The sequence below is a fragment of the Leptolyngbya cf. ectocarpi LEGE 11479 genome, assembly GCF_015207065.1.
Taxonomy (GTDB): Bacteria; Cyanobacteriota; Cyanobacteriia; order Phormidesmidales; family Phormidesmidaceae; genus Leptothoe; species Leptothoe ectocarpi.
In genome coordinates this window covers 1-22,892 of the sequence record NZ_JADEXP010000020.1, presented here as the reverse complement: position 1 = coordinate 22,892, position 22,892 = coordinate 1, and the positions used below count along the sequence as shown (strand labels likewise).

General features: G+C 48.4%; 14 protein-coding genes. 5 read left to right on the top strand and 9 right to left on the bottom strand.

Going from position 1 to position 22,892, the window contains the following annotated elements:
- Positions 1 to 30 precede the first annotated feature (30 nt).
- The 4 genes from rfbF (at position 31) to IQ260_RS04155 (ending at position 4,069) form a co-directional block, all read left to right on the top strand.
- Positions 31 to 804, top strand: coding sequence for a glucose-1-phosphate cytidylyltransferase (gene rfbF, locus IQ260_RS04170; protein WP_193991150.1), 774 nt, complete (start codon positions 31 to 33; stop codon positions 802 to 804).
- Positions 805 to 940: 136 nt separating this feature from the next.
- Positions 941 to 2,017, top strand: coding sequence for a CDP-glucose 4,6-dehydratase (gene rfbG, locus IQ260_RS04165; RefSeq protein WP_193991148.1), 1,077 nt, complete (start codon positions 941 to 943; stop codon positions 2,015 to 2,017).
- A 175-nt stretch (positions 2,018 to 2,192) separates the two neighbouring features.
- On the top strand, positions 2,193 to 2,774 hold the full coding sequence (gene rfbC, locus IQ260_RS04160) for a dTDP-4-dehydrorhamnose 3,5-epimerase (RefSeq protein ID WP_193991146.1): 582 nt from the start codon (positions 2,193 to 2,195) through the stop codon (positions 2,772 to 2,774).
- Positions 2,771 to 4,069, top strand: a complete 1,299-nt coding sequence (locus IQ260_RS04155; protein ID WP_193991144.1) for an NAD(P)H-dependent oxidoreductase — start codon at positions 2,771 to 2,773, stop codon at positions 4,067 to 4,069. Before rfbC ends, IQ260_RS04155 begins: the two co-directional genes overlap by 4 nt.
- Positions 4,070 to 4,202: 133 nt before the next feature.
- Here the strand turns inward: IQ260_RS04155 and IQ260_RS04150 are convergent, their stop codons facing one another.
- The 5 genes from IQ260_RS04150 to IQ260_RS04130 form a co-directional block, all read right to left on the bottom strand.
- Complete coding sequence (locus IQ260_RS04150) at positions 4,203 to 4,793, bottom strand: helix-turn-helix transcriptional regulator (protein ID WP_193991141.1); 591 nt, start codon at positions 4,791 to 4,793, stop codon at positions 4,203 to 4,205.
- Positions 4,794 to 4,993: 200 nt separating this feature from the next.
- Complete coding sequence (locus IQ260_RS04145; RefSeq protein ID WP_193991140.1) at positions 4,994 to 5,767, bottom strand: DUF928 domain-containing protein; 774 nt, start codon at positions 5,765 to 5,767, stop codon at positions 4,994 to 4,996.
- Entirely contained in the window at positions 5,767 to 8,124 is a 2,358-nt protein-coding gene (locus IQ260_RS04140) for a CHASE2 domain-containing protein (RefSeq protein ID WP_228015529.1), read from the bottom strand. The genes IQ260_RS04145 and IQ260_RS04140 overlap by 1 nt, the downstream gene beginning before the upstream one ends.
- A gap of 11 nt (positions 8,125 to 8,135) precedes the next feature.
- Positions 8,136 to 9,107 (bottom strand): DUF1822 family protein, encoded by a 972-nt coding sequence (locus IQ260_RS04135; protein ID WP_193991135.1) that lies wholly within the window; start codon positions 9,105 to 9,107, stop codon positions 8,136 to 8,138.
- 53 nt (positions 9,108 to 9,160) lie between these two features.
- A complete protein-coding gene (locus tag IQ260_RS04130; protein ID WP_193991133.1) occupies positions 9,161 to 9,796 on the bottom strand; it encodes a sigma-70 family RNA polymerase sigma factor in 636 nt (211 codons plus the stop codon).
- Between the two features lie 611 nt (positions 9,797 to 10,407).
- Between IQ260_RS04130 and IQ260_RS04125 the strand changes: the two genes are divergently transcribed.
- Complete coding sequence (locus IQ260_RS04125) at positions 10,408 to 12,921, top strand: CHAT domain-containing protein (protein WP_193991131.1); 2,514 nt, start codon at positions 10,408 to 10,410, stop codon at positions 12,919 to 12,921.
- A gap of 3 nt (positions 12,922 to 12,924) precedes the next feature.
- Here IQ260_RS04125 and IQ260_RS04120 read toward each other — a convergent pair whose 3' ends face one another.
- From IQ260_RS04120 to aroF, 4 genes are all read right to left on the bottom strand, one after another.
- Entirely contained in the window at positions 12,925 to 14,970 is a 2,046-nt protein-coding gene (locus IQ260_RS04120; RefSeq protein WP_193991129.1) for a response regulator, read from the bottom strand.
- A gap of 39 nt (positions 14,971 to 15,009) precedes the next feature.
- A complete protein-coding gene (locus IQ260_RS31620; RefSeq protein ID WP_193991127.1) occupies positions 15,010 to 17,883 on the bottom strand; it encodes a response regulator in 2,874 nt (957 codons plus the stop codon).
- Between the two features lie 549 nt (positions 17,884 to 18,432).
- Positions 18,433 to 21,264 (bottom strand): hybrid sensor histidine kinase/response regulator, encoded by a 2,832-nt coding sequence (locus IQ260_RS04110; protein WP_228015528.1) that lies wholly within the window; start codon positions 21,262 to 21,264, stop codon positions 18,433 to 18,435.
- A 443-nt stretch (positions 21,265 to 21,707) separates the two neighbouring features.
- On the bottom strand, positions 21,708 to 22,592 hold the full coding sequence (aroF, locus tag IQ260_RS04105) for a 3-deoxy-7-phosphoheptulonate synthase (RefSeq protein ID WP_193991123.1): 885 nt from the start codon (positions 22,590 to 22,592) through the stop codon (positions 21,708 to 21,710).
- Between the last annotated feature and the right edge of the window lie 300 nt (positions 22,593 to 22,892).

Genomic DNA, 22,892 nt, shown 5'->3' with positions numbered 1-22,892 from the left:
ATCAAAGGTGTTCGTTAATTTTTTAACTATATGAAAGCTGTCATTCTAGCTGGTGGTTTAGGTACTCGTCTGAGTGAAGAAACCGCGATTAAGCCAAAGCCTATGGTAGAAATCGGTGGGAAGCCAATCCTTTGGCACATCATGAAAATATATTCCCACCACGGTATTACTGATTTCGTTGTTTGCTGTGGTTACAAAGGATACGTTATCAAGGAATATTTTGCTAATTATTTCCTTCACATGTCAGACGTCACCTTTGACATGCGCTTTAACCAAATGAATGTGCATGCTGGTAAAGCCGAGCCCTGGCGGGTAACGCTGGTAGATACTGGAGATTCCACCATGACCGGTGGACGTCTCAAGCGGGTGAGGGAGCACGTGGGCAATGAAGATTTTTGCTTCACCTATGGCGACGGTGTTTCCAGCGTTAACGTGACTGAGCTACTTAAATTTCACAAAGAGCAAGGCTCCTTAGCTACACTCACAGCGGTGCAGCCTCCCGGACGCTTTGGTGCTATTTCCCTGGGCCAAGAACAAACCAAAATCACCCAGTTTCAGGAAAAGCCTGAAGGTGATGGAGCCTGGATTAATGGTGGTTTCTTTGTGCTCAATCCCCAGGTGATTGACTACATTGACGATGATTCCATTTCTTGGGAGAAGGAACCGCTGCAAAAGCTAGCCCATATGGAGGAGCTTTCCGCTTACAAGCACGATGGTTTCTGGCAGCCCATGGATACGCTGCGGGATAAGCGGTATCTAGAAAAGCTATGGCAAGCTAATGAAGCTCCCTGGAAAGTTTGGTAGAGCCGCTCGATGTTGGGCTGTGTAGGCCATGTATAGAGTTTAGGGGCCAAGCCTGTTTTTAAGCTTAGGCCCCTTGCAGAATTTTGCGGCTGCCATAGCTGGCAGCGTTAGTTTTTATTGTATTGAAGGAGCAGTTATGAACGCCGAATTTTGGCGCGGTAAGCGAGTTTTTGTAACTGGTCATACAGGCTTTAAGGGCGGTTGGTTATCTCTCTGGCTGCAGCAGCTGGGGGCCGAGGTGGTAGGCTATGCCCTGACACCGCCCACCACACCCAGCTTGTTTGAGGTGGCTCAAGTGGGCAATGGGATGATGTCCATCGAGGGCGATGTGCGGGATTTAGTGAGTTTGCAGGATGAGATCGCAACTCACAAACCTGAAATCATTTTCCACATGGCCGCCCAGCCCCTGGTGCGGTATTCCTACGCCAACCCTGTAGAGACCTATGCCACTAATGTCATGGGTACCGTTCACCTACTAGAAGCGGTACGCCAGACCGATGAAACCCGAGTCGTTGTGAATATTACCAGCGATAAATGCTACGAAAACCGGGAATGGGTATGGGGCTATCGGGAAAATGAAGCCATGGGTGGCCATGACCCCTACTCCAACAGCAAAGGCTGTGCTGAGCTAGTGGCCTCCGCCTATCGCAATTCCTTCTTTAACCAGGCCACATACCATGAGCACGGCGTTGGTTTAGCCAGCGTTAGAGCCGGCAACGTCATTGGTGGCGGTGACTGGGCTGGCGACCGTCTGATTCCCGACATTATCCGTGCCATCATTGCTGGTGAGTCGGTCCTCATTCGCAGCCCAAATGCCATTCGGCCCTGGCAGCATGTGCTGGAACCCCTAGGCGGCTATATGACCCTGGCTGAGCAGATGTGGGACTCCGGCACAAATTTAGCGGAAGGATGGAACTTTGGCCCCAATGACAGTGATGCTCGCCCCGTGTCATGGATTACAGAGCAGCTGACTCAGCTATGGGGAGACGGCGCTAGCTGGCAGCTAGATACCAAGGTAAACCCCCACGAAGCAACCTACTTGAAACTAGACTGCTCTAAAGCCAAGAGTCGTCTGAAATGGTCTCCTAAGCTTGATTTAGCCACTACGCTAGATTGGATCGTGGAATGGTATCGCAGCTATATCAGGGAAGATGATATGCATCAGATGACCGTAGCGCAGATTCAACGCTATGAGTCACGCCAGATGATGTAGGTCTTTAATAAAGATCCTAAGATCCAACCGTCACTACCGTTTATCCCGTTGCTGATTTGGAGCATGAATCGATTTGGACTCATCGGTCCTACCCAGGATTTCTCCATGAGCCCCTTGTGGTGCTCAGCAGCGCCCCTATTGTTACCCAAAAACTGTTGTCAGATAATCAATACCTATGATTTTTAATGAAACCCCCATCCAGGGGGTCTATATTATCGATCTTGAGCGGCTCAAAGACGATCGCGGTTTCTTTGCCCGCGCCTTCTGTGCTCAAGAATTTGAAGAGCGAGGGCTAAAGCCAGTCGTTGCCCAGTGCAACATGTCCTTTAACTACAAACAGGGAACGGTGCGCGGTCTGCACTTTCAAATTGCGCCAGCAACTGAAACTAAGCTGTTACGCTGCACCCAGGGTGCCATTTATGACGTCATTGTCGATCTGCGCAAAGATTCCCCCACTTACCTCTCCCACATCGGTGTAGAACTCAGTGCAGAAAACAGACGGGCGCTATACGTGCCTGAAATGTTTGCCCACGGGTATCAGACCCTGACCGACAATGCCGAAGTCACCTACCAGGTGAGCGAATTTTATACCCCTGGCTATGAGCGGGGCCTGCGCTACAGCGACCCTAAACTAGCGATTGACTGGCCGCAACCGGTGTCCACTGTTTCCCATAAGGATGCTAACTGGCCGCTGTTAGATGAGCAGCCCAGCGACCAGCCTAGCGATCAATCCATCTCCGTAGGAGCCTCCTCATGATTATTGTTGATACAGCTCTCAAAGCTCGCGCAGAAGCTGGCAACCCCGTTCGTATTGGTATGATCGGTGCGGGCTTTATGGGCCGGGGTATTGCCAATCAAATCATTCACTCCGTACCCGGTATGGAGCTGGTGGCCGTTTTTAACCGGAGCTTAGATGGGGCCAAACGGGCTTATCAAGAAGCAGGCATAGAGCATATTCAAACGGTTAGTACCGTCGCCGAACTAGAAGACGCCATTAACAAGGGACAACCCGCCGTCACTGAAAATGCTTCTCTGCTGTGTAAAGCGGAAAACATTGATGCCCTGGTAGAAGTGACGGGCACCATTGAGTTTGGTGCTCAGGTTGTGCTCGAAGCCATCAACAACAACAAACATGTTGTGCTGATGAATGCGGAGCTAGACGGGACTGTTGGCCCTATTTTGAAGGTGTATGCCGACAGAGCGGGTGTGGTGCTATCCAACTGCGATGGCGACCAGCCGGGTGTGGAGATGAATCTCTATCGCTATGTTAAGAGTATTGGCTTTACCCCTCTGCTCTGCGGCAATATCAAGGGTCTTCAAGACCGCTATCGCAACCCCACCACCCAAAAGAGCTTTGCCGAAAAGTGGAAGCAGGCGGCCTATATGGTGACTAGCTTTGCCGATGGCACCAAAATCTCGTTTGAGCAGGCGATTGTGGCTAACGCTACCGGTATGACGGTGGCTCAGCGCGGCATGTTGGGCTATGACTTCCGGGGGCATGTGGACGACATGACTCACCTGTACGATGTGGATCAGCTCAAGTCCCTGGGCGGCATTGTGGACTATGTTGTTGGGGCTCAACCGGCGGCAGGCGTATTTATCTATGCCACCAATGATGACCCCAAGCATCAGCACTATCTGAGCTACTACAAAATGGGACCGGGTCCCCTTTATAGCTTCTATACGCCCTATCACATCTGTCATTTTGAGGTGCCCTTATCCCTGGCCCGTGCCGTTTTGTTTAACGATGCGGTGATGGCACCGTTAGGTAGACCAATGGTAGATGTGGTAGCAACCGCCAAAATTGACCTCAAAGCAGGCGAAACGCTGGATGGTATTGGCTACTACATGACCTATGGTCAGTGTGAAACCGCCGATGTAACGCTGGCGCAAAATTTGCTGCCCATGGGTCTAGCAGAAGGCTGTAAGCTCAAGCGTCCAGTGGCGAAAGATACGGTGCTCACCTACGACGATGTGATTCTGCCAGAGGGACGCATCTGCGATCATCTGCGGGCTGAGCAAGATACACACTTTGCGGCTGCCGTTGTTTAGCACCGTCTGAATAGCATCAAATAAAAATGAAATGAGTAGGAGACAGAAACTAACGTTGTTTTTGTCTCCTATCTGTTTTTAGATTGACTTTTTATATTGGCCTGTGTGAGCTGGAGTCGTTTTTTCGTTGGCTTTAGCCTGCGATCGCACCCCGATCATCCCCATAGGCTCGTCGTTTTGCCAAGATACTTTTGACATGCTTTTTGACGGTATTTTCCGTAATAAACAAGGTCTTGGCAATGGTCTCATAGGACTGTTGCTGTAGTCGCAGTTCCCACACATCCACTTCGCGGGGCGTTAAGCCATAGCGATTGCCATCGGCCATCGCCCGTCGTCGATGGGCCTGCTGACGATCTTCTAAAATCAGCATGAGACAATCCTCCTGCTGTACCTTGAGGTTTAAGGGCTGAATCCGCACCCGAATCGGCTGGTGTTGGTCAGTGGCAATGTCTATTTCTAATCCCAGATGGGTTTCAATTCCATTAGCAATATTCTTAAAAATTGGATGACATAACCGCCATAGGACAGTGGGCACTTGAGCCCGGTCAGTGGGCCTAGGGGTCAACGAATGACAAACGCGAGTCGCCATAGCATTTGCCTGTAGTATGCGGCCATTGGCCGCCACAATTAAAAGACCGTCTACCAGGTTATCAAGGGCTGTTTTTAAAAGAGAGCTAATCACAGACTCATTTTCAAATGGCTGAGAATTAAAAGAGCTATTCATGGTGGGCATCCCAAACTCAATCAACCAGAACTCAGGCAGATATCAATCCAAAACCGGCGGAAACCCTGGGCTTTCTGGATCAGAAAAGCTGTGGGCTCAGGGATGGAAAAGGTTATATCTAAGGGCCGTTGCTGAGTTGAAATCAGCAACGGCATCCCGTGTTCTAAATAGCTATCAGGACTCCCATCATAAATTCTGCATTAGTTCTGAACTTGTTCAATAAAACTGCAGCAATCCATCAGGGGAGCCTCAGCGGTATCCTCCAACCCGACTGATTCCAAGAGTTCTTGCCAGTCTGCTTGAGCAGCGGCATGGTCTGGCTGCAGCCATCGGGTCTCCGCCAGTAGAGACAGACGATCGACCAAAAAACGGACGTTGTCAGATTGCGAATCGTTATCCTCCCCAGGCTGGTAGCGAACCCAGCCGTCTACTACAACGGGCGGGCCTCCTTCACAGCCCACCGTCAGATACCAGTGGTAGTCTGTGGCCGGGGACAGGGGCAGCCCCAACTCCATAAGTGAAACCCTGATGATGCTAGGTGCTGTGGGATATGTCTGGGTCGTATCTAAGCGCGCCCGTTTGAGCGTATCTCCCGCAGCGTCTTTTAAGGTAAACGTGACCCGACTTGTTTCTACCAAACTGTAGGGTAGATAAAACCATAGGTCAGGGGTAGGACGGTTTGTAAAGCTCAAAACGGTCGCTGGAGCCACCACCTCGTTATTTGCCCCAGGCGTTGTCCAGGCTGATGGGTCTGGCATCAACGCCGTCAATGGTGGCACCTCCGGCGGTAAATCGCACACCCCACCCCGACTGCCACCGCCGCGCCGGGTACCATCCCTGGGGTAGCCCAGATCCTCAGGCATCCCAGAGATGCGCTGGGGTTGTATCAACTCAGTAGAAACTATATGAGCGCTGGTGGGTGAGCTTAAACTTAGCCCCCCCACTAACGCCGCCAGAACGTAAATGCACTTCATTACTTATACCTGTATCGACTCACCGCAATGGCTGTAGCTGTAAATGTGACGACTGCAGGAACATAGGGCACCCAGAGGGCGGGGACAGCTAGTAAGCTCCAGCTGATAAGCAACAATCCCACCTCGGCTGACAGCAGCGTCAACCAGAAACGGGTATCCGTTAAATACCAGCCCAGCCCGCCACCGATGGCAGCCCAAAGGATAATCCAGCCGCTTTCTATCCATTCATTCCAGGTGGTGATTGAGGGCCGTCCATCTTCTACAGCGCTGATCAGTTGGCTAACAATATGGGCCTGGATAAACACCCCTGGTGTCATATCTTCTAGACGTTCACTGGTGGTGTAGGGAGTTTTCCAAAAGTCGCGTTCCTCAATGTCGCCACCGCCAAAGGAGAGGGCGGTAGTACCGATCAGGATGATGCGATCTCGAATTTTCTCTCCCTCAAAATCACCTCTGAGTAACTCAGACACGGTGTAAGTCTCGGCAATGTCTTCCACCTGGGGCAAATGTCGATAGTGCAGCAGTAGCTGGTAACCACCAAAGTCGTTTAGCTTATACCCGCCAGAACGGGGATTTAACTGAGGAAACTTCACCTGAGCCAGCTGAAATTGGTCTTGGTCGTTTTGCCAAAATACATCGGTTAAACTGTCGTTGGCCTCAATTAGATTCAAATATTGACCAGCGATGATCGCGGCAAAACTATGGTTGGTATGGCAAAGTGAGTCTGGTGGTCGATGGATGGCCACCAGAAACCGCCGGGCCGTGCTATCGGTATCGTCGATAAAGTCGCTAAAGCCTAAGCGATTGCTAAAATCTACGTCAGGAATAGCTGCCACCCCGCCCATTTCTGCTGAGTCCGATGGATGTTTACAGAGGGCGACAAAATGAGGTGTGGTCTCTAATCGCTCTCGTAGTTCGGGTAAGTCTGAATCAATCTCACGGTCGTGGTAGATATCGAAGCCAATTACTTTGGGCTGTAACGGTTCTAGCTTTTTTAAAACAGCCAATAGAGTGTCATCTGTCATGGAAAACGCTGAGGTTTTATCCAGACCTTGTTGTTTAATGTCGTCTTCGGTGTTTTTGATGACAACAATCCGAGAATCGGGAGACTCAAAAAAAGGCCACCAGCGCAAAAATCGATCGTAGGTGGCTAGTTCGAGAGATTGTAGACCACCCAGCAGGCGTAATCCCAGGGTGGTTGCTGCGATCGCAACGCCTAACGCACCCCCAACCCAGGGCTGATGCTTTGGGGTTGCCTGTAATGACCGCCCTTGCAAACTCTGCCAACTGGGGGGCTGCTGAGCCAGGTTTTGACAGAGGATAGGCAACCAGGTAGCGCAGGGAAATTCATTTTCTAGACCCTGCAACCGTTCACGGGCTTCGCGCACCGACAGGTATAGGGGTGTGTAACGGGAAAAACTTTCCAGAAATCCCTTGAGAAATTCATGGGCCACTCGGTCTGGCACCGGTTCTCGCATCACCAAAATTTGAGGGATATGTAAGTCGGCCAGTTCCTGGGCTAACCCTAGACCATCGCAGGAATTAAAAATTGCGATCGCAAGACCTCTCTTTACCGCTTTGGTCAGCGCATATTTCAACTCAGAAAGGCTCAAACTGTCCTGGGCGTTTAATCTCATGCGTCCAGTGGCGCCAGCGCTGCTGCTGTGGCCAGCAAAAAATAAGATATCCCAGCCCTGCTGTTCCCATAAATAGTGATTGAGCGTTGCCCGGTCCGGGGTGGTGAGTAGATGTAGCTCGACACCGGGGAGCGTTTGCAGCAGTCGCCGATCGGTCTCTAAATCCACACCCGTAGCATCGCCAAAAATAGCCAGAATCCTGACCGTTTTACTCAGGGTTTCTGGAGCCTTGACCTGCTCATAAACAGGGGCACTCAGAGCCAGTTCAGCCTGAGGATAGCGTTGAAAAAAGTCCCATTGATGCCAGGGCAGCCGTTGTAAAATCGGGTCTTGGGTTTGGAGTACGACCCGGATAGTTTCAGTGGGGCTCAGCTGCTCTAACAGTTTGCTGTAGATGGGTTGGAACGAAGGCTGCGCGAGCCAGTGATTGATGCGATCGCAAAGCATGTCGGCACTTTCCCGGCAGTCGCTCACCCAAGACACATTGGTAACCTGGGCCTGAGCTTCTAAACGACTGGGCACCCGCATTTGGCGATACGCCGCCTGCCACTGCTGATAAAGCCCCGGCAAGTCTGGGGCTGGTGGCAGCTCCCCCGGTAGTTCTAATGCGGGTCGCTCCCCCTCCCAGCCCAGCTGCAAAACCACCGAAAACCCCTGTTGGAAGCTTCCTGGCCCCAGCTTAAGGACCACAAGTTTGCCCATCCTCAATTTTGCGTCCATGGCACCCTGCATCAAATCACAAAGTGCTCCACAATGTGCACCTCATCTAAGGTAACTTGGGCTGTAAAGGGTTCCCCAGATCGACCTCGAAAATAAAGCTGCAGATAGTTATCGACACTGCGGGCCTGGGCTGTCAAACAAACAGTACCTGCCTCATCCAAAATCGCTACCGCCAGACCCTCCGGTAAATACATCAATCCCCCTAAGGGATAAAGCCTCACACCGACCTTGACAACCGATTCATTTTCTTCACCCACCTCAAGCACTAGGGCGACCTGCTCCGCCCCTAGTTTAAGCCCTAGATCCAATTGCTTGGCTCGTTTTATAGCCAGAGGGGCTTCCCGCTGTACAGACTGGCCTCCCTGTCTGAAAGCCGGTGTCCACACATGCTGTGCCAGTAGCTCCTCGGCAGACCGCCAGCCACTTTCAAACTGGCCCTCTAACCATTGACTCAGCTGCGTCAGCGAAGACGTTTGCGGTTTTGATGTTCCCTGACGGAGCTGATGCAAATGATCGGGGAACTCGTCCATGGGCTGCAGCTGCTCCCACCTGAGCTGAGGTTGAGCTGGACGCACCTCAGAGACAAACCCCAAAAGAGATGCCTCCCCAGCCACTTCGTCTAATTCCACCACCACATACCCAATTCGTTCTGCCAATACCTCCCTTGGCAACAGATATCCCTCAGTCTCTGCAGCAACAGGACGGCATTCTAAGCGCCCCACCCCAGGCACCACCAAATCAGCCACATCCTCCATCAGCTGCATCGCCGGATTCCAACTATCGCTGGTGGACAGATCGGTGGAGATTCCCAGGGCCTCTAAAAACTCATGGATGACCCATACCGCCAATGTATTACGTCTCACCCGTTCAACCACATCAGGCTGAGCATGATCGCGGGAAAACTGCTGGGCGATAGATTTTCCCTGGTGTGTAATGGGCCAAATAAGCCTGGCTGAATGGGTATCCTGTTGTGCATAATTCATCGCAAAATTCTCCAGAGTGCTGTGACAGTTGTTGAACTAAAAAGAGACAGGGATTAAGAATATAAATGGCCCTCGGTCCGACCAAACTCTCGTAAACGAGGCTTACATTGACGGCGATAGAAACTTTCGAGAGTTTTATAGGAAATCCCAAATTCTGTTTCGAGTACCTGCCAGGGGGTTTCCGGCGGTAGTCGCCTGAGAATCATCTCATAACAGTTAATTTCCGGATATTTGGCAATATGAATTTGGCGCAGCTCGCTGGCATTTTGGTCTAACCAATCCTGAACTCGCTCCAGAATAGGAGGAATTTCTGGTTTAGCAGCGAGGGTCTCAACAACATCTGTAGTGCCCCCTTCATCGTTATAGGCAGAGACATGGCGCTTACGGTCGATCTGAGCCGCCTTAGCAAAATCCAACAGACGAAATTTTAGGTAGGCGTTAAGCCACGTTGAAACATTGGCAATTTCGGGGTTGTAGGGTTTGGCTGTTTTTCCTTCACACAGGTTTTGGCACAGATAAATCCAGGTTTGTTGTAAGGCATCCTGATAGTAGGGACTGCTATCTTGCCAAAGACGTGGCTTTACCAGGCGAATCAACCGGGTGAGGTATCGCTGTCGTTCTACACTGCCGAGACAGTAACGACAGGCCTCACAAGCCAACCGACGTAATTCATCTGGGGAGTGATTCATGGATAGCTCTGGGTTACTCCGTCTGAGAATTATCCGCATTAGCGTCTTCCTACCTATATAAATTTATACGGTTAGTAACCCATCAGGGTAAAGGCTAAGAATTCTGCATTCATCCGGAACGATTTACAAAAATATATATTTCTGGAATTGATGCAAACAGTACCCGCTGGGGGCACGACGGTCATTGCTCCATTCGCCAGAATGTTAGGCATATAGCCCAGCATGCAGCGCTTGTGCATTAGACAACATTATTTTGTATAGGGAGCATCGAAGGTGACTCGTACACTTGAGAAAAGTCAGGCTTTAGAGACATACGCTAGTAACGGAAACGTAATTGTCCCATTTGAAGTAGGGGCTCCAGTCAATAGGGCCACTCAAATTCGTCAACATTTGATAAACACCACTTCTTTGAGTGTTTTGATAATTGCCCGCAGCTATCTAAGTGCCCAAGGATATTCAAAACCTGTTGCGATGGTTCCAACAACATCTAATCCACGTAGGAAACCTATTAAACCAATATAACCATGATTGGTGGACAGTCGCTCTATCCAAAGCTCCGATAGCAATCCTCTAAAGTAAGATTTGGATGATTGCTAGAGGCTACTTAGGCGATGAGAATCAGGGCTTTATATGTATTGGGTTTAGCATCATCCTTTCTAGCTTTCCTGTGCAGTAGACCGGTTGCTGCACAGGAAATACCTGCCTGCAAACCTGTTCCACCAGAAAATATTCCAGATAATGTTGAAACTAGATTCAATGCTGCTAGGGATTATTTAGCCGTCGATGAATTTGATCTTGCTATCGAACAGTATCAGTCTGTTCTTGCTGATTTAGAAAACCTTGAACAGCACACTATACTCAAGAACCAATTATCGCTGGGACTAGCCTATGCGCTTGATCGCTTAGGCAGTACTGATAGGGCTATTCCCTTGCTTCAACAAATAATTGAGAGATTAACCGTCTCTGAACAAATGTCATTGGAATTGGGTCTAGCCACTCATAATTTAGGCCAAATTCAAGAAGACCTTGGCAATTTTGCAGAGGCTGCCGATAATTACAGGATCGCTGCTGATATTTTTGAACATCTAGAATGCTCACAGTATCGGCTATTCTCATTAACCTCTACGGCTATCATACAAGCTCGGCTCGGCTACTATGAAGAAGCCAATGAAACGTTGTACTCAAGTCTAAAGGTTGGTCAACATACTGATGATTATCAGGCTATCGAAGATATATACCACACCCTTGGCTGGGTTGCCTTTTTGCAGAAACGCTATGAAACAGCATTAGATTTTTACCAAACAGCCCTAGAACATGGACAACAATTTTCTAACGATGTCCTTAGCCTCAGCCGTACGCTAAACAATATTGGTCATCTTTATACTCAGGTCGATAATATTGATGCTGCAATCAAAAATTTAAAGTATGGATTAGAGTTACTCTCAGACGTACCTGCCAATATTCCTGAGCATATTGATTTGTTAGATAGCTTAGGCCAGGCTTATGCTATCTCTGACGATTACTCAAATGCTTGGACGTTTTATCACCAGTCATTGCGTCTGGCCAATCGAAGTAATCACCCATATCGTCAGCTGATTAGTTTACTCAACATTGCAAAGATGCTGGTAGCCGCTGAACAAAAGACAGCTGCGATCGCACTCTACAAACAGGCCATTAACGACATCGAGCAAGTCCGCGATAACTTGAGATCGCTTCCCCTAGAAACCCAACAGCGCTATACCGAAACCGTTGCCGATAGTTACCGGGAGCTTGCTGCTCTCCTTTTAGAACAAGAGCGTGTTTTTGAAGCGCAGCAAGTACTAGACCTGCTCAAAATTCAAGAATTAGAAGACTATCTCCACGATGTTCGAGCAGAACAACCACAGGTTGACGAAAAGCTGCCCTATCTCCCTCCTGAGCGGTTACTGCTGGAACAGCATCAAGCACTATTGCTAGAAAGTCCGTCAGACACTGATCCCGTCTTGAGCCTGGAAGCATTTTTAGCCCATCCCGATGTAGCCGCCGCTCTAGCAACGCTAGACTCATCAGACCCGACCCTCCTCCAACCGGAACCCTTGCAGCAACTCCAGCAGAAGCTACAAACATTACCTCACAAATCAGTCGTTCTTTATCCCCTCGTTCTAGAAGATCGTTTAGAACTACTGCTGGTACCCCCAGACGGGCCACCCATTCACCAAACAACCCAAATCACCAAACATCAGCTCACAGAACAGGTTAGTCATCTGCGCCATCAGCTAGCAGACCCCAGCAGTGATGTTAAAGCTACCGCTGGCTCTCTTTACAAATCGCTGATTACTCCTTTTCAGGCAGATTTAAACCGATTAAAGATTCAAAATATTATCTATATTCCCGATAGCGTCCTTCACTACATTCCGCTCTCGGTTTTATATGATCAACCTGAAAACCAGTGGCTAGCTGAGCAATACACATCCCATAATCTTACAGCTAGCGATTTTGGCGATCTCACCCAGCCCCCTAGCCGTCCCTTTAATGTTCTAGCTGGAGCATTTGCTGATGCCAATCAAACATTTGAAAAACAGATTAACCAGAGAGTCACAAATTTTTATGGTCTCACCTATGCGGGCCATGAAGTGTCTTTTCTTCAGAGAAAGCTACCATCTACCCAGGTTTTATTAAACGCAGACTTTAGCCGCGATAACCTAGAAACTCAGTTTCAAGGACAAAATATTATCCATTTGGCTACCCACGCCGCCTTTGTCCCAGGCCAGCCAGAAGATTCATTTATCTTGCTGGGAGATGGCGATACGATTACTCTAAAAGAACTGAGAAATTTATCGCTACCCAATGTGGATCTAGTGGTGCTGAGTGCCTGCCAAACGGGCATCAGTCATATTGAAGATGGGTTAGAAATTCTCGGCATGGGCTTTCAAGTACAGCGTACAGATGCTCGGGCCGCACTGGCATCCCTCTGGTGGGTGGACGATCGTTCCACATCCCAGCTAATGGAACTGTTTTACACTGAGCTTGCGGCTGGTGCCACCAAAGTGCAAGCTCTGCAAAAGGCCCAGCAACAGCTAATTGCCAATGGTCAAGACGAACCCTATTATTGGGCACCGTTTGTCTTGATTGGCAACGGTCTGTGAGTGCTAACCCGGTTCAGCCAAATAGGTTTGTAATTGAGGGCTCAACGCCTTGCGCGCGGCCATGGCATGAACAAAACGCTTATTTTGGCTTTGGTGAGTCAGCTGATCAAACCAATCTGCGATCGGGTCTGGCACTGACGCAAACTGACGCCACTGAAGATCGCCACTCACGCTAGGCATCGTCAGCTGATCGATGGATTTACCCGTCAGTGCCTGCAGGCCAATTAAACCCAGGGCATATACATCGCTGCTCAGCCCTGGACGGCCAATGCGCTGTTCTAAAGGTTGGTAGTCCCGCTGCATCAGCAGCTGTTTGCGATATTCAGCAGATTGCTGACTGACACCAATCATAACTCGTTTGCCTAGACCACTATCGACAAGCACCAGGGACTGTCCCGCTGTTTCCCAGCCATTTGTTTGGATAAAGCAGTCATCTCGCAGGCCAGCATGGACCTGGCTATGTCGATGAAAGATACCCACTTGTTCCAATAACCGATCCATCAGCAACAGAACTGACTCTAACGGCCAAGGTGTCTGCAATTTCGCTTGTAATAACTGGTCTTGATTAAACGTTTCTCCTAGACCGTGCACAATATAAAACGTGTTGTCTACCTGACCATAGGTATACCTGGGAAAAAGGGAACGCAAAGGCTGAAACTTTTCGGTTTCTTTTTCCATCACCCGCTTTAAAAGCTCAGCGGTGTCCTGGGAGTAAGCCTTGAGCGTTTGCAGCAATACCAGAGAGTCTGTGTGCTTATCAAGGGCAATCGATATCGGCCCTAAGGGCTCTTGTCGCAGAAAATATTGAACCTGATAACGCTCTGCTGCAAATCGGGAGAAGGCCGTTTTAGGTACCAATGTCATATTGGCAGCCGACTGTCCTCCTGGCGATTTAGCCGACTGATTTCCCTGGGCGGACTCAGAAGACTGGGGACGACGCTCGGTTTTAGCCGGTTCTGTCCGTGGTTCCATCGTTGCTTTGACGATAGAAAGCTGGGTTTCGACCCGAGCCAGGGTAACTGCAAAATCAATCGGTTTAGTAATATAGTCATTAGCCCCTAGTTCAAAGGCTCTGACCATATCGTCACTTTGTGCCTTGGCGGTCACCATCAACACCGGTAGCTGATTACGAGAATAGGTTTGACGGATACGCTTTAATGTCTCGATGCCGTCAATTCCCGGCATCATGATATCTAGTAGTACTAGACCTATATTGTGATGGTTTTGAATGTAGTCTAAGGCCGATTCACCACTGTCCACTACTACGGCTTGGTAGCCACGGCGAGTGAGACGACGACTGAGCATGTCGCGATTATCTTCGTTATCGTCCACCACCAGAATTGGCAAACCATTAAAGTTATGTCCAGGCTTGTCAATGGCAGGGGGGGCAGCATCCGTAACTTCGTTGGAAGACACAGTGGTCGTTGGCGTCACTGTCGGCGTTACTGTCGGCGTTACTGAGGTTTCTGACTCAATGGGAATGACGGGGACAATGGGGGTTACTGCTGCTGGCGGTGTTGGGGGAACAGGTGTGATGGGAGATACTGACTCACTCGGAGTAATCGGAGTGAGCGAGGCGGCTGGCGCAGTAATCGGAGTGACCGGCGTAATGGGAATAACGGGGGCAGCGGTTGTTTCTGCAACAGCCCGTACTTTGGGGCCATCTGAGGCTGTCGCCAACTGCTCCGCTGACAAGAATGCTTTTATTTTGCCTAGCAATCGTTTTAAATCGATGGGCTTGGTGTCATAGTCATCGCAGCCTGCGGACAATGCCTGATCGCGATCGCCACGCATGGCATGGGCGGTCAGTGCAATAATGGGAATATGCTGGGTGTGGGACTGGGCTTTTAGTCGCCGTGTGGCTTCCCAACCGTCCATCACCGGTAAGCTCATATCCATAAGAATAAGATCAAATGGCTGGGCAGATGCGATCGCAATCGCCTCAGCACCGTCCACGGCAATCGCCAGATCGTATCCACGACGACGAAGGCGTCGACTTAACATATCCCGATTGAGTTCGTTATCTTCAACTAATAAGATTTTTGCCATAATCCCCTTTATTAACCTCAGCCTACAATTACTACCGGGTTAATCAGATGTACTAGACACCGTATCAGTGCTAGAAACTGAATCTGTTGTATTAGGCATCGAGACTGCTTTGGCCGATACCATCGCCTGAAGCTCACTTAGCAGCTCTTGACGATTGAGATCGGCTTTTTGATACACCCGAGCCACCCCTTCTAACTGCTGCTGATCGCTAAACGTCAGCGCTTTTGCCGTTACTACAATCACAGGGATATCCTGCCAATCAGGATTTTGTCGTAGCACCTGGATAAACTCAAACCCATCCATTTCAGGCATCATTAAATCCAGCACAACCAGATCAGGTCTGGTCTCATCGAGATACTCTAGTGCCTCACGTCCGTTAGACGCCAACTCAACGGTCCAATCTTGACGTTGTAAAAAACGTCCCATAATCTCCCGCGCATTGACATCATCTTCCACCACCAAAATAGTAGGAGATTCTTTATTCGAGAGATGAGTTTCTAAAACACTTAGCAATCGTTTGCGATCAATAGGCTTAGTCAGATAGTCAGCCGCTCCTAAACTATGACCCATGGGACGATCATCTACTATCGACAACAAAATGACCGGAATTTCAGAAACAGCGGGCATTTCTTTGAGCTGTCTTAGCACAGACCACCCATCCATTTGCGGCATCATCACATCCAGCGTAATCGCATCCGGGAGTAATTCACCTGCTAACGCTAGTCCCTGCTCCCCATTGGCTGCACAGACCACGTTGTAATCAGCTTCCTCCAGGGAACGACGCAAAATCTCGCGGGCATCGGGATCATCGTCGATCACTAAAATTGTTTGTTCTGAGCTCTGATTAGTGAACGCGTTACTGGGCGTAAATGGCTCTCCATCAGAAGATAGAGAAGGGTGGGCAAAAAATGTTTTACCCTTTGGCTTGGCTGTCTGTACCTTTTGTGGGATTGTGAGTGAAAATGTAGTTCCTTGCCCAGGGATACTTTCTACATGAATGTCACCCCCCATCATATTGATAAACTGTTTTGTAATTGCCAGACCTAGACCTGTACCCCCATATTTACGTGTGGTAGATGCATCTGCTTGGGTAAATGCATCAAAAATCTTTTCGATCTGATCGTTCTTCATACCGATCCCCGTGTCGCTAACGATAAAACGTAGCCAGGGTCCATCATATATAGAAGTATCCGGCGTAGAGATTTGCTCAACCGTCAGGGTAATATTGCCACTCTCAGTAAACTTGCAGGCGTTACTCAGTAAGTTAAACAGGCTTTGCCGTAACTTTGTTTGATCTGCGTGAAGATTACCCAAATCATCCGGACAGAAAATGGACAGATGATTGTCATTTTTATGGGCAACTGGAGTAATCGTGCCAGCAATTTCTTCTACTAATTTCCTGATGGAAAATTCTTCTAGGAACAGCTCCATTCGACCTGCTTCGATCTTAGACAGATCTAGTACCGAATTAATTAACCCTAGCAGGTGCTTACCAGCGCCTTGAATCTTCTGGAGGTCGGGAATAAAATCCTCTTCCTCAGCATCGGCGGCTTCCTCTTCCAACATTTCGCTGTAGCCGATAATGGCATTGAGGGGTGTCCGTAGCTCATGACTCATGTTAGCGAGAAACTCACTCTTAGAGCGGTTGGCATCTTCGGCCTTGACCCGTGCCTCTTCTGCCTCTTCCATAGCCTGCATCAGCTTAGTGGTGCGATCTTGCACACGGCCATCCAAGTCGCGATTGAGCTCCATAAGCTGTTCTTCAGCCTGTTTTCGTTCTGTTACATCCTGTAAAAACAGTGAGAGTCCATCACGACCAGGGTAGCCCCTTACCTGCAACCAGCGTTGGGTGGGTGCATAGTAGGTTTCAAAACTGACAACCGTTTGCTCAGCCATGGCACGGCGATATTGTTGCTCATAGCGTGGCCCTAGAGATTCTGGGAAAATTCTCCAGAAATCTTGTTCCAAAAGACCTTGAATGCTCCGTTTAAGCACCTCAGCAGCTTGGGCATTGACATAGGTAACTTTCCAGCTGCGATCAACAGCCACAAAGGCATCAGTAATGTTTTCTAATACGCTAGCCGTGCGCTGTGTAGATTGCCGTAGACGAGCAACCAGCCTGTAGGAAACGATTCCAATCAGCATTAGTGCGATTAAGTAGGCCGCGTTTCGATATATAGCTGCTTGTCTAAATGCCAGGCGGCTGGTTTGGTCGTAGGCCTTCTCCAACTCCCGAATATTTGTGGTCAGCGGTAAATTTACCACTTGATCTACGAGAGCATCAGCAGATGGCTTATTGTCCAGTACTGTTTGAGACAGCTGTACTACCTGAGCTACGTCTTCGGCACTAGAAAACTCACCCGCATCCAGCTTGGCCTTAACCGTATCCAATTCCTCCTCAATCGTGGTCACCAACTGCTCATCGGTAGCCATGATGTATATCAATACATCGTCTATGAGTCTTTCAAGATCAGCATCATTGGTATTTTTAACTTGATTGACCAGACTTGGAAGTTGAACCAAGGCATTTTGTAATGCTGCATTGGTAGTCTGAAACTGATTGATCAGTTCAGTTTTTTCTTTCAAAAGTTCGGCATCACGGCTAATGAGTTTTTGTAATTTTACCCGACCGTCTTCGGCAACAAAACTAGGAACTTCTTCCGCCAGATCTTCTTGAATAGATAGTTCTTCAGCCAGGGCTTCTTCCAGCGGCTCATCATTTCTCAAGAGGGTATAGCGCTCTTTGAGCAGAGCTAGCTCTACTTCTGTGTCACTTTCAATCTGGCTACCAATTAAATCTGCATAGGTTTGATACTGGCTAACATTAACTGACTTTCCTTTAAGCCCTAAAAACGCAAGGAGTAGAAACGTTACGGCTACACCTGCTCCCTGAAATAGAGAACTTCGATTCACTAGAAAAACCTCCTAATTTTTTTATCTATATAAGCAGAGTGGTCATTAGCTCTTGTAATAAGCTGTTGGAAACACATTTATATAGATAAAAAGGATCTAACTGTTTCAATAACCGACTAATGTGCTTCACTAGCCGGTTTTATAAATTCACACTATAAAAATAGAGATAGTCTGAGCAGGCAACCGTCAAACCTTCGATGATTAAACATATGAATAATGTGGTAGAGCCATATTGATCAATACACTGAAGTCCTATTTTTCCCGTACAAATAATAGAGTTAACCTCTTGGCTAATGCTGTATGAGGTATCAAGATATTAATAATTATGCCGATACCCCTCAAACATCTTATGAAGTTCAATAAATAGTACCGACTTAATTTTGCCACGGCTAAATTTCAGCAATAGCAAAGCTTCTTTATACTGATGCTCCCAAATGGTAATTAGTTCCGGAAAATACGTGTCTACAGTTAAGGACATCAGCATATCATTTACCTCTTTCATTTACCTCTGATAGTAGTGTCACTGAGAGGCTGGCCACTATGCCGTTATTAGCTGGCAATGGGCGTGCTATCGACTTCGTTAAAAATTAATGCCCGTACCTCACTCAGCAGATCCTGGCGATTGAAGTCAGCTTTTTGATACACGCGCACCACACCTTCTAAACGTTTCTGGTCTTTGGCTGTCAAGGTCTTAGCCGTTACAACAATTACAGGAATGTTGCTCCAGACTGGTGTTTGACGTAAAACCTGAACAAATTCAAAGCCATCCATGCCAGGCATCATTAAATCCAATACGATCAGGTCCGGTAGGGTATCACCGAGATATTCAATCGCTTGCTGGCCATTAGTTGCGAGTACAACTGTCCAATCATACTGCTGTAAAAAACGTCCCATAATTTCCCTAGCATTAAAATCGTCTTCAACGACCAAAATTCTAGGACATGTCCGTTCAGGTAGATGGGTGCTTAAGGTATCGAGCAGACGTATATGGTCCAATGGTTTAGGTAGATAATCAACCGCTGAAAGTTGTTCGATATGGGCATGCTCCTCGGTTATAGACAGCAGAATAAAAGGCACTTGGGACAACGTTGGCATTGCCTTCAATTCTTCTAAAACGGATAATCCATCCTGCTGAGGTAGCCTCATATCTAGAATGATCGCGTCAGGAAGAAGCTCATTAGCCAGGGCAAGGCCTTGCTGTCCATCAATGGCACACACCACATTGTAGCCAGCATCTGTCAACCAGCTTTGTAAACTCTCACGAGCATCCACATCGTCATCAATAACTAAGATACTCTTTTTAGAAGATTTACCAGATAGTTCCTGAATGGTGGAAATTGCCTCTTTCTCAATCAATCTCACAGGTGGTGCAAAGAATGTTTCCTCCGACGGCCTGTCTACCTGGACAGTTTGGGGCAGGGTTAACGTAAAGGTTGTGCCTTGACCATAGGTGCTATTGACTGTGACGTCTCCTCCCATCATGGAGATAAACTGTTTTGTAATGGTGAGACCTAAGCCAGTGCCTCCATACTTTCGGGTAGTCGATGTATCTGCTTGGGTAAAGGCTTGAAAAATTTTCCCCATCTGCTCTGCTGTCATGCCAATACCCGTGTCTGTGACTGTAAACTGTAGCCAGCTGTCCTCATTGTCCTGGTGGTTGGTGGTTGTCGCTGGCTGGACAGCCAGGGTAATGGTGCCATGTTCGGTAAACTTACAGGCATTACTCAGTAGATTGATCAAACTTTGCCGCAGTTTAACTTGGTCGGCATGGAGCATGCCAATATCGTCAGGACACGAGACAGCCAGCTGATTACCATTTTTCTGCGCTAAGGGCTGAATGGTATTGATGATTTCAACCATGATGGTTTTAACACAGATATCTTCTAGGAAAAGCTCCATACGCCCTGCTTCGATCTTGGACAAGTCCAGCACCGAATTGATGAGCCCTAAAAGATGTTTGCCTGCTCCTTGAATTTTTTGTAGATCAGGAACAAAATCATCTTCACCGATGCTAGCAACGTCCTCTTCCAGCATTTCGCTATAGCCGATAATGGCATTGAGGGGGGTGCGTAGTTCATGGCTCATGTTGGCCAAAAACTCACTTTTGGAACGGTTGGCATCTTCAGCTTTGACCCGTGCTGTTTCGGCTTCTTCCATGGCACTGGCCAGTTGGGCTGTGCGATCTTTAACCCGGTTATCGAGATCGCGATTGAGTTCTAGCAGCTGTTTCTCAGCCTGTTTGCGTTCGGTAAAGTCTTGTAAAAAAATGGATAAGCCGTCGCTGCCGGGATAACCACGCACCATAAGCCAGCGTTCGGTGGGTTCATAGTAGGTTTCAAAGCTGACTACCTGCAGGTTGGTGGCCGCCGCTTCACGGTAGCGTTCGGTAAAGCGTTTGCCGAGGGATTCGGGTAGAACTTTCCAAAAATCTTGCCCCAGTAGTTCTGAACTATCGCGCTTAAGCATATCAGCGGCCTGAGCATTAACATAGGTAATGGCCCAGGTGCGGTCGAGAGCGATAAAAGCGTCGGTAATACTTTCTAAAACGTTGATCGTTTTCTGACTGGTCCGGCGCAGCCGATTGATTACCCAAAAAGCAACTACGCCTGAGCCTGCAAACAGTAGTACATAGGCCAGGTTGCGATAAAGGGACACTCGTTTCTGGGTAGTTTGTTGAATGTCATCAAACTGCTTTTCGAGGGCTCGAATGTTGTTGGTTAGGGGTAAATCAAATATCTGGCTAACTAGCTGATCTGCAGCGGGCTTATTATCCAGAACCATTTGGACTAACTGCGTCATTTGATCTCGAGTACTAGGGTCAGATCCTAGTCTCGATCTCAGCCGATTGAGCTTTGTATTAATAGCCGTCACCAGCTGTTCATCGCTGGTGACGGCATAAAGAGACAGGTCGTCTAATAGGGCCTCAACTTCCAAACGCAGACTGCCGCTCAGCCCATTTAGTAAATTAGATTCTTGGGCTAGGGCCGTCCTCACCTCTGCATGGTGTATTTCAAGCTGCTTGATGAGCTGCCGTTTTTCCGCGAGCAGTTCATCATTAAAGTCTAGCTGCTTGAGTAAACGATTTCTGTCGTTCTCCGAGAGTGTGTTAGGAATTTGCTCCGCTAGCTCAACCTGTACTTTTTCGGCTTCAAGCAGTGCTGTATTCAGGGATTGCCCGTTTTGTGAAATGGTATAGCGGATATTTTGTAACGCTAGCTGAACGTCAGCCTCATTGACGAGCTGATCTGAAATTAGCGCACTGTAGCCTCGATATTGATCAAAATCGACAGCAAAGCTTTTAAGACCTAAAATTGCCAGGACTGAGAGTGTGGCGACAGCAGGTATACCCTTCAAAAAGTGCTTTCGTCTCACCTCAGGCATCTCCAAAAAATCAAATAAAACTTTCTGACTATTAATCAGACCCTTGATATGTAAGGCGTTGCTGATCCTCGGTAGGGTTTCATCTGCAAACTATTGGCGAGTAGTGCATGGCACAGATCGGTACAGATCGGTTCATCCCTTCAATCAGCATCGGTATATGTAGAGTATGTAGCTTGAGCTATGGCTCAAGCTTTCAATTTTTACCTGATGAATATCAACAATAAGAACTTTAGTAATATTAAATACCGAGAGTCCCCCACCCCCAGTAACTTAATCAACAACTTTATCGGCAGCTAATCCGAACGTTTAGATACGATACTTCAAAAAATTCAGAACTCGGAACATCCTGTTGGCCATGTTTAACGCCTGGCATCCTGATGGTGTTTTAGATATTACAGACATCAGGACACTGGCCATTGTTCCACTGGTCCTTAATGCGGTCCTTAATGTGGTGTTGCTTGTGGTGTTGCTATGGGCCTGTGCTGAGCAACTTGACTGGCTGGCTGGCTCACTGACCGACCAACGGCCTGAGCCACAGGTATCAGATTTTGCACGAGTTCAGCCATGGCTTCTAAGCTGATGGTTTGTCTGGCATCACTTACAGACTGGTCTGGATCGGGATGGCATTCGATCATTAACCCATCAGCTCCAGCTGCGATCGCAGCTCGGGCCAGCGGAGCGACTAATTCTCGCTTGCCAGTGGCATGGCTGGGATCAACCAGTACGGGCAGATGGGTAATCTGCTTCAGGGCAACGACAGCACCCAGATCCAACACATTGCGGGTGTAGTTATCAAAGCTGCGAATACCGCGCTCACAGAGGATAATGTTTGAATTCCCATGGCTGGCAATATATTCTGCCGCCATGACAAATTCGGTCACCGTAGCGGCGAGCCCTCGCTTTAAAAGTATAGGTTTGTTGACATCGCCGAGGGCCTTGAGCAAGTCAAAATTTTGCATATTGCGACTGCCCACCTGTAGCACATCAGCATGGGAGGCAAGTTTTTCAATCTGCTGAATTGTCATGACCTCTGTAATGATGGGCAGACCATAGCGCTTTCGGATTGCTGAGAGAATATCTAACCCGATATCCCCTAAGCCCTGAAAAGAGTAGGGGGATGTCCGGGGTTTATAGATGCCACCCCGGAGCGCTTGCACAGGAGCTGTGTGCAAGGCTTGGGCAATGGTCTCCATCTGGGCCATGCTTTCAATGGAGCATGGTCCACCCACAATCAATAGATCGCTGCCACCGACGGTAATATGGGGGGCTATCTCGATTTCACTGGTGTGATCAACATGGGCTTTGGCAACAAGTTTGGCGTCTTTCATGAGTTGAGAAAATGAATAACAAAAAACAAAAAGCCCGCAACCTCTGGAGGTTCCGGGCAAGTCAGTACAGCAAAGCTGGCGTTACCTACCCGGTGGTGACGCAAAAAAGAAAAATGTAAATTGCCAGCTGTAGCGAACGATCATTGTGGTTAAAGCGGGTAAAGAAAAAACAAAACCGCAGAGCTTACACCCTGCGGTTCATCGGTCTCCCATGCTAGTGCTAGGGCTCACGACCGATGAACCAGGCTAAACCAAAAGTAAAAAAATGAGTGCTGCATGGGTTTAAATAATCTGAAGCAA

Excerpts from the sequence above, each read along its gene's own strand:
- rfbF (WP_193991150.1), top strand. The coding sequence starts at position 31 with ATGAAAGCTGTCATTCTAGCTGGTGGTTTAGGTACTCGTCTGAGTGAA.
- rfbG (WP_193991148.1), top strand. The coding sequence starts at position 941 with ATGAACGCCGAATTTTGGCGCGGTAAGCGAGTTTTTGTAACTGGTCAT.
- rfbC (WP_193991146.1), top strand. The coding sequence starts at position 2,193 with ATGATTTTTAATGAAACCCCCATCCAGGGGGTCTATATTATCGATCTT.
- IQ260_RS04155 (WP_193991144.1), top strand. The coding sequence starts at position 2,771 with ATGATTATTGTTGATACAGCTCTCAAAGCTCGCGCAGAAGCTGGCAAC.
- IQ260_RS04150 (WP_193991141.1), bottom strand. The coding sequence starts at position 4,793 with ATGAATAGCTCTTTTAATTCTCAGCCATTTGAAAATGAGTCTGTGATT.
- IQ260_RS04145 (WP_193991140.1), bottom strand. The coding sequence starts at position 5,767 with ATGAAGTGCATTTACGTTCTGGCGGCGTTAGTGGGGGGGCTAAGTTTA.
- IQ260_RS04140 (WP_228015529.1), bottom strand. The coding sequence starts at position 8,124 with ATGGACGCAAAATTGAGGATGGGCAAACTTGTGGTCCTTAAGCTGGGG.
- IQ260_RS04135 (WP_193991135.1), bottom strand. The coding sequence starts at position 9,107 with ATGAATTATGCACAACAGGATACCCATTCAGCCAGGCTTATTTGGCCC.
- IQ260_RS04130 (WP_193991133.1), bottom strand. The coding sequence starts at position 9,796 with ATGAATCACTCCCCAGATGAATTACGTCGGTTGGCTTGTGAGGCCTGT.
- IQ260_RS04125 (WP_193991131.1), top strand. The coding sequence starts at position 10,408 with ATGAGAATCAGGGCTTTATATGTATTGGGTTTAGCATCATCCTTTCTA.
- IQ260_RS04120 (WP_193991129.1), bottom strand. The coding sequence starts at position 14,970 with ATGGCAAAAATCTTATTAGTTGAAGATAACGAACTCAATCGGGATATG.
- IQ260_RS04110 (WP_228015528.1), bottom strand. The coding sequence starts at position 21,264 with ATGCCTGAGGTGAGACGAAAGCACTTTTTGAAGGGTATACCTGCTGTC.
- aroF (WP_193991123.1), bottom strand. The coding sequence starts at position 22,592 with ATGAAAGACGCCAAACTTGTTGCCAAAGCCCATGTTGATCACACCAGT.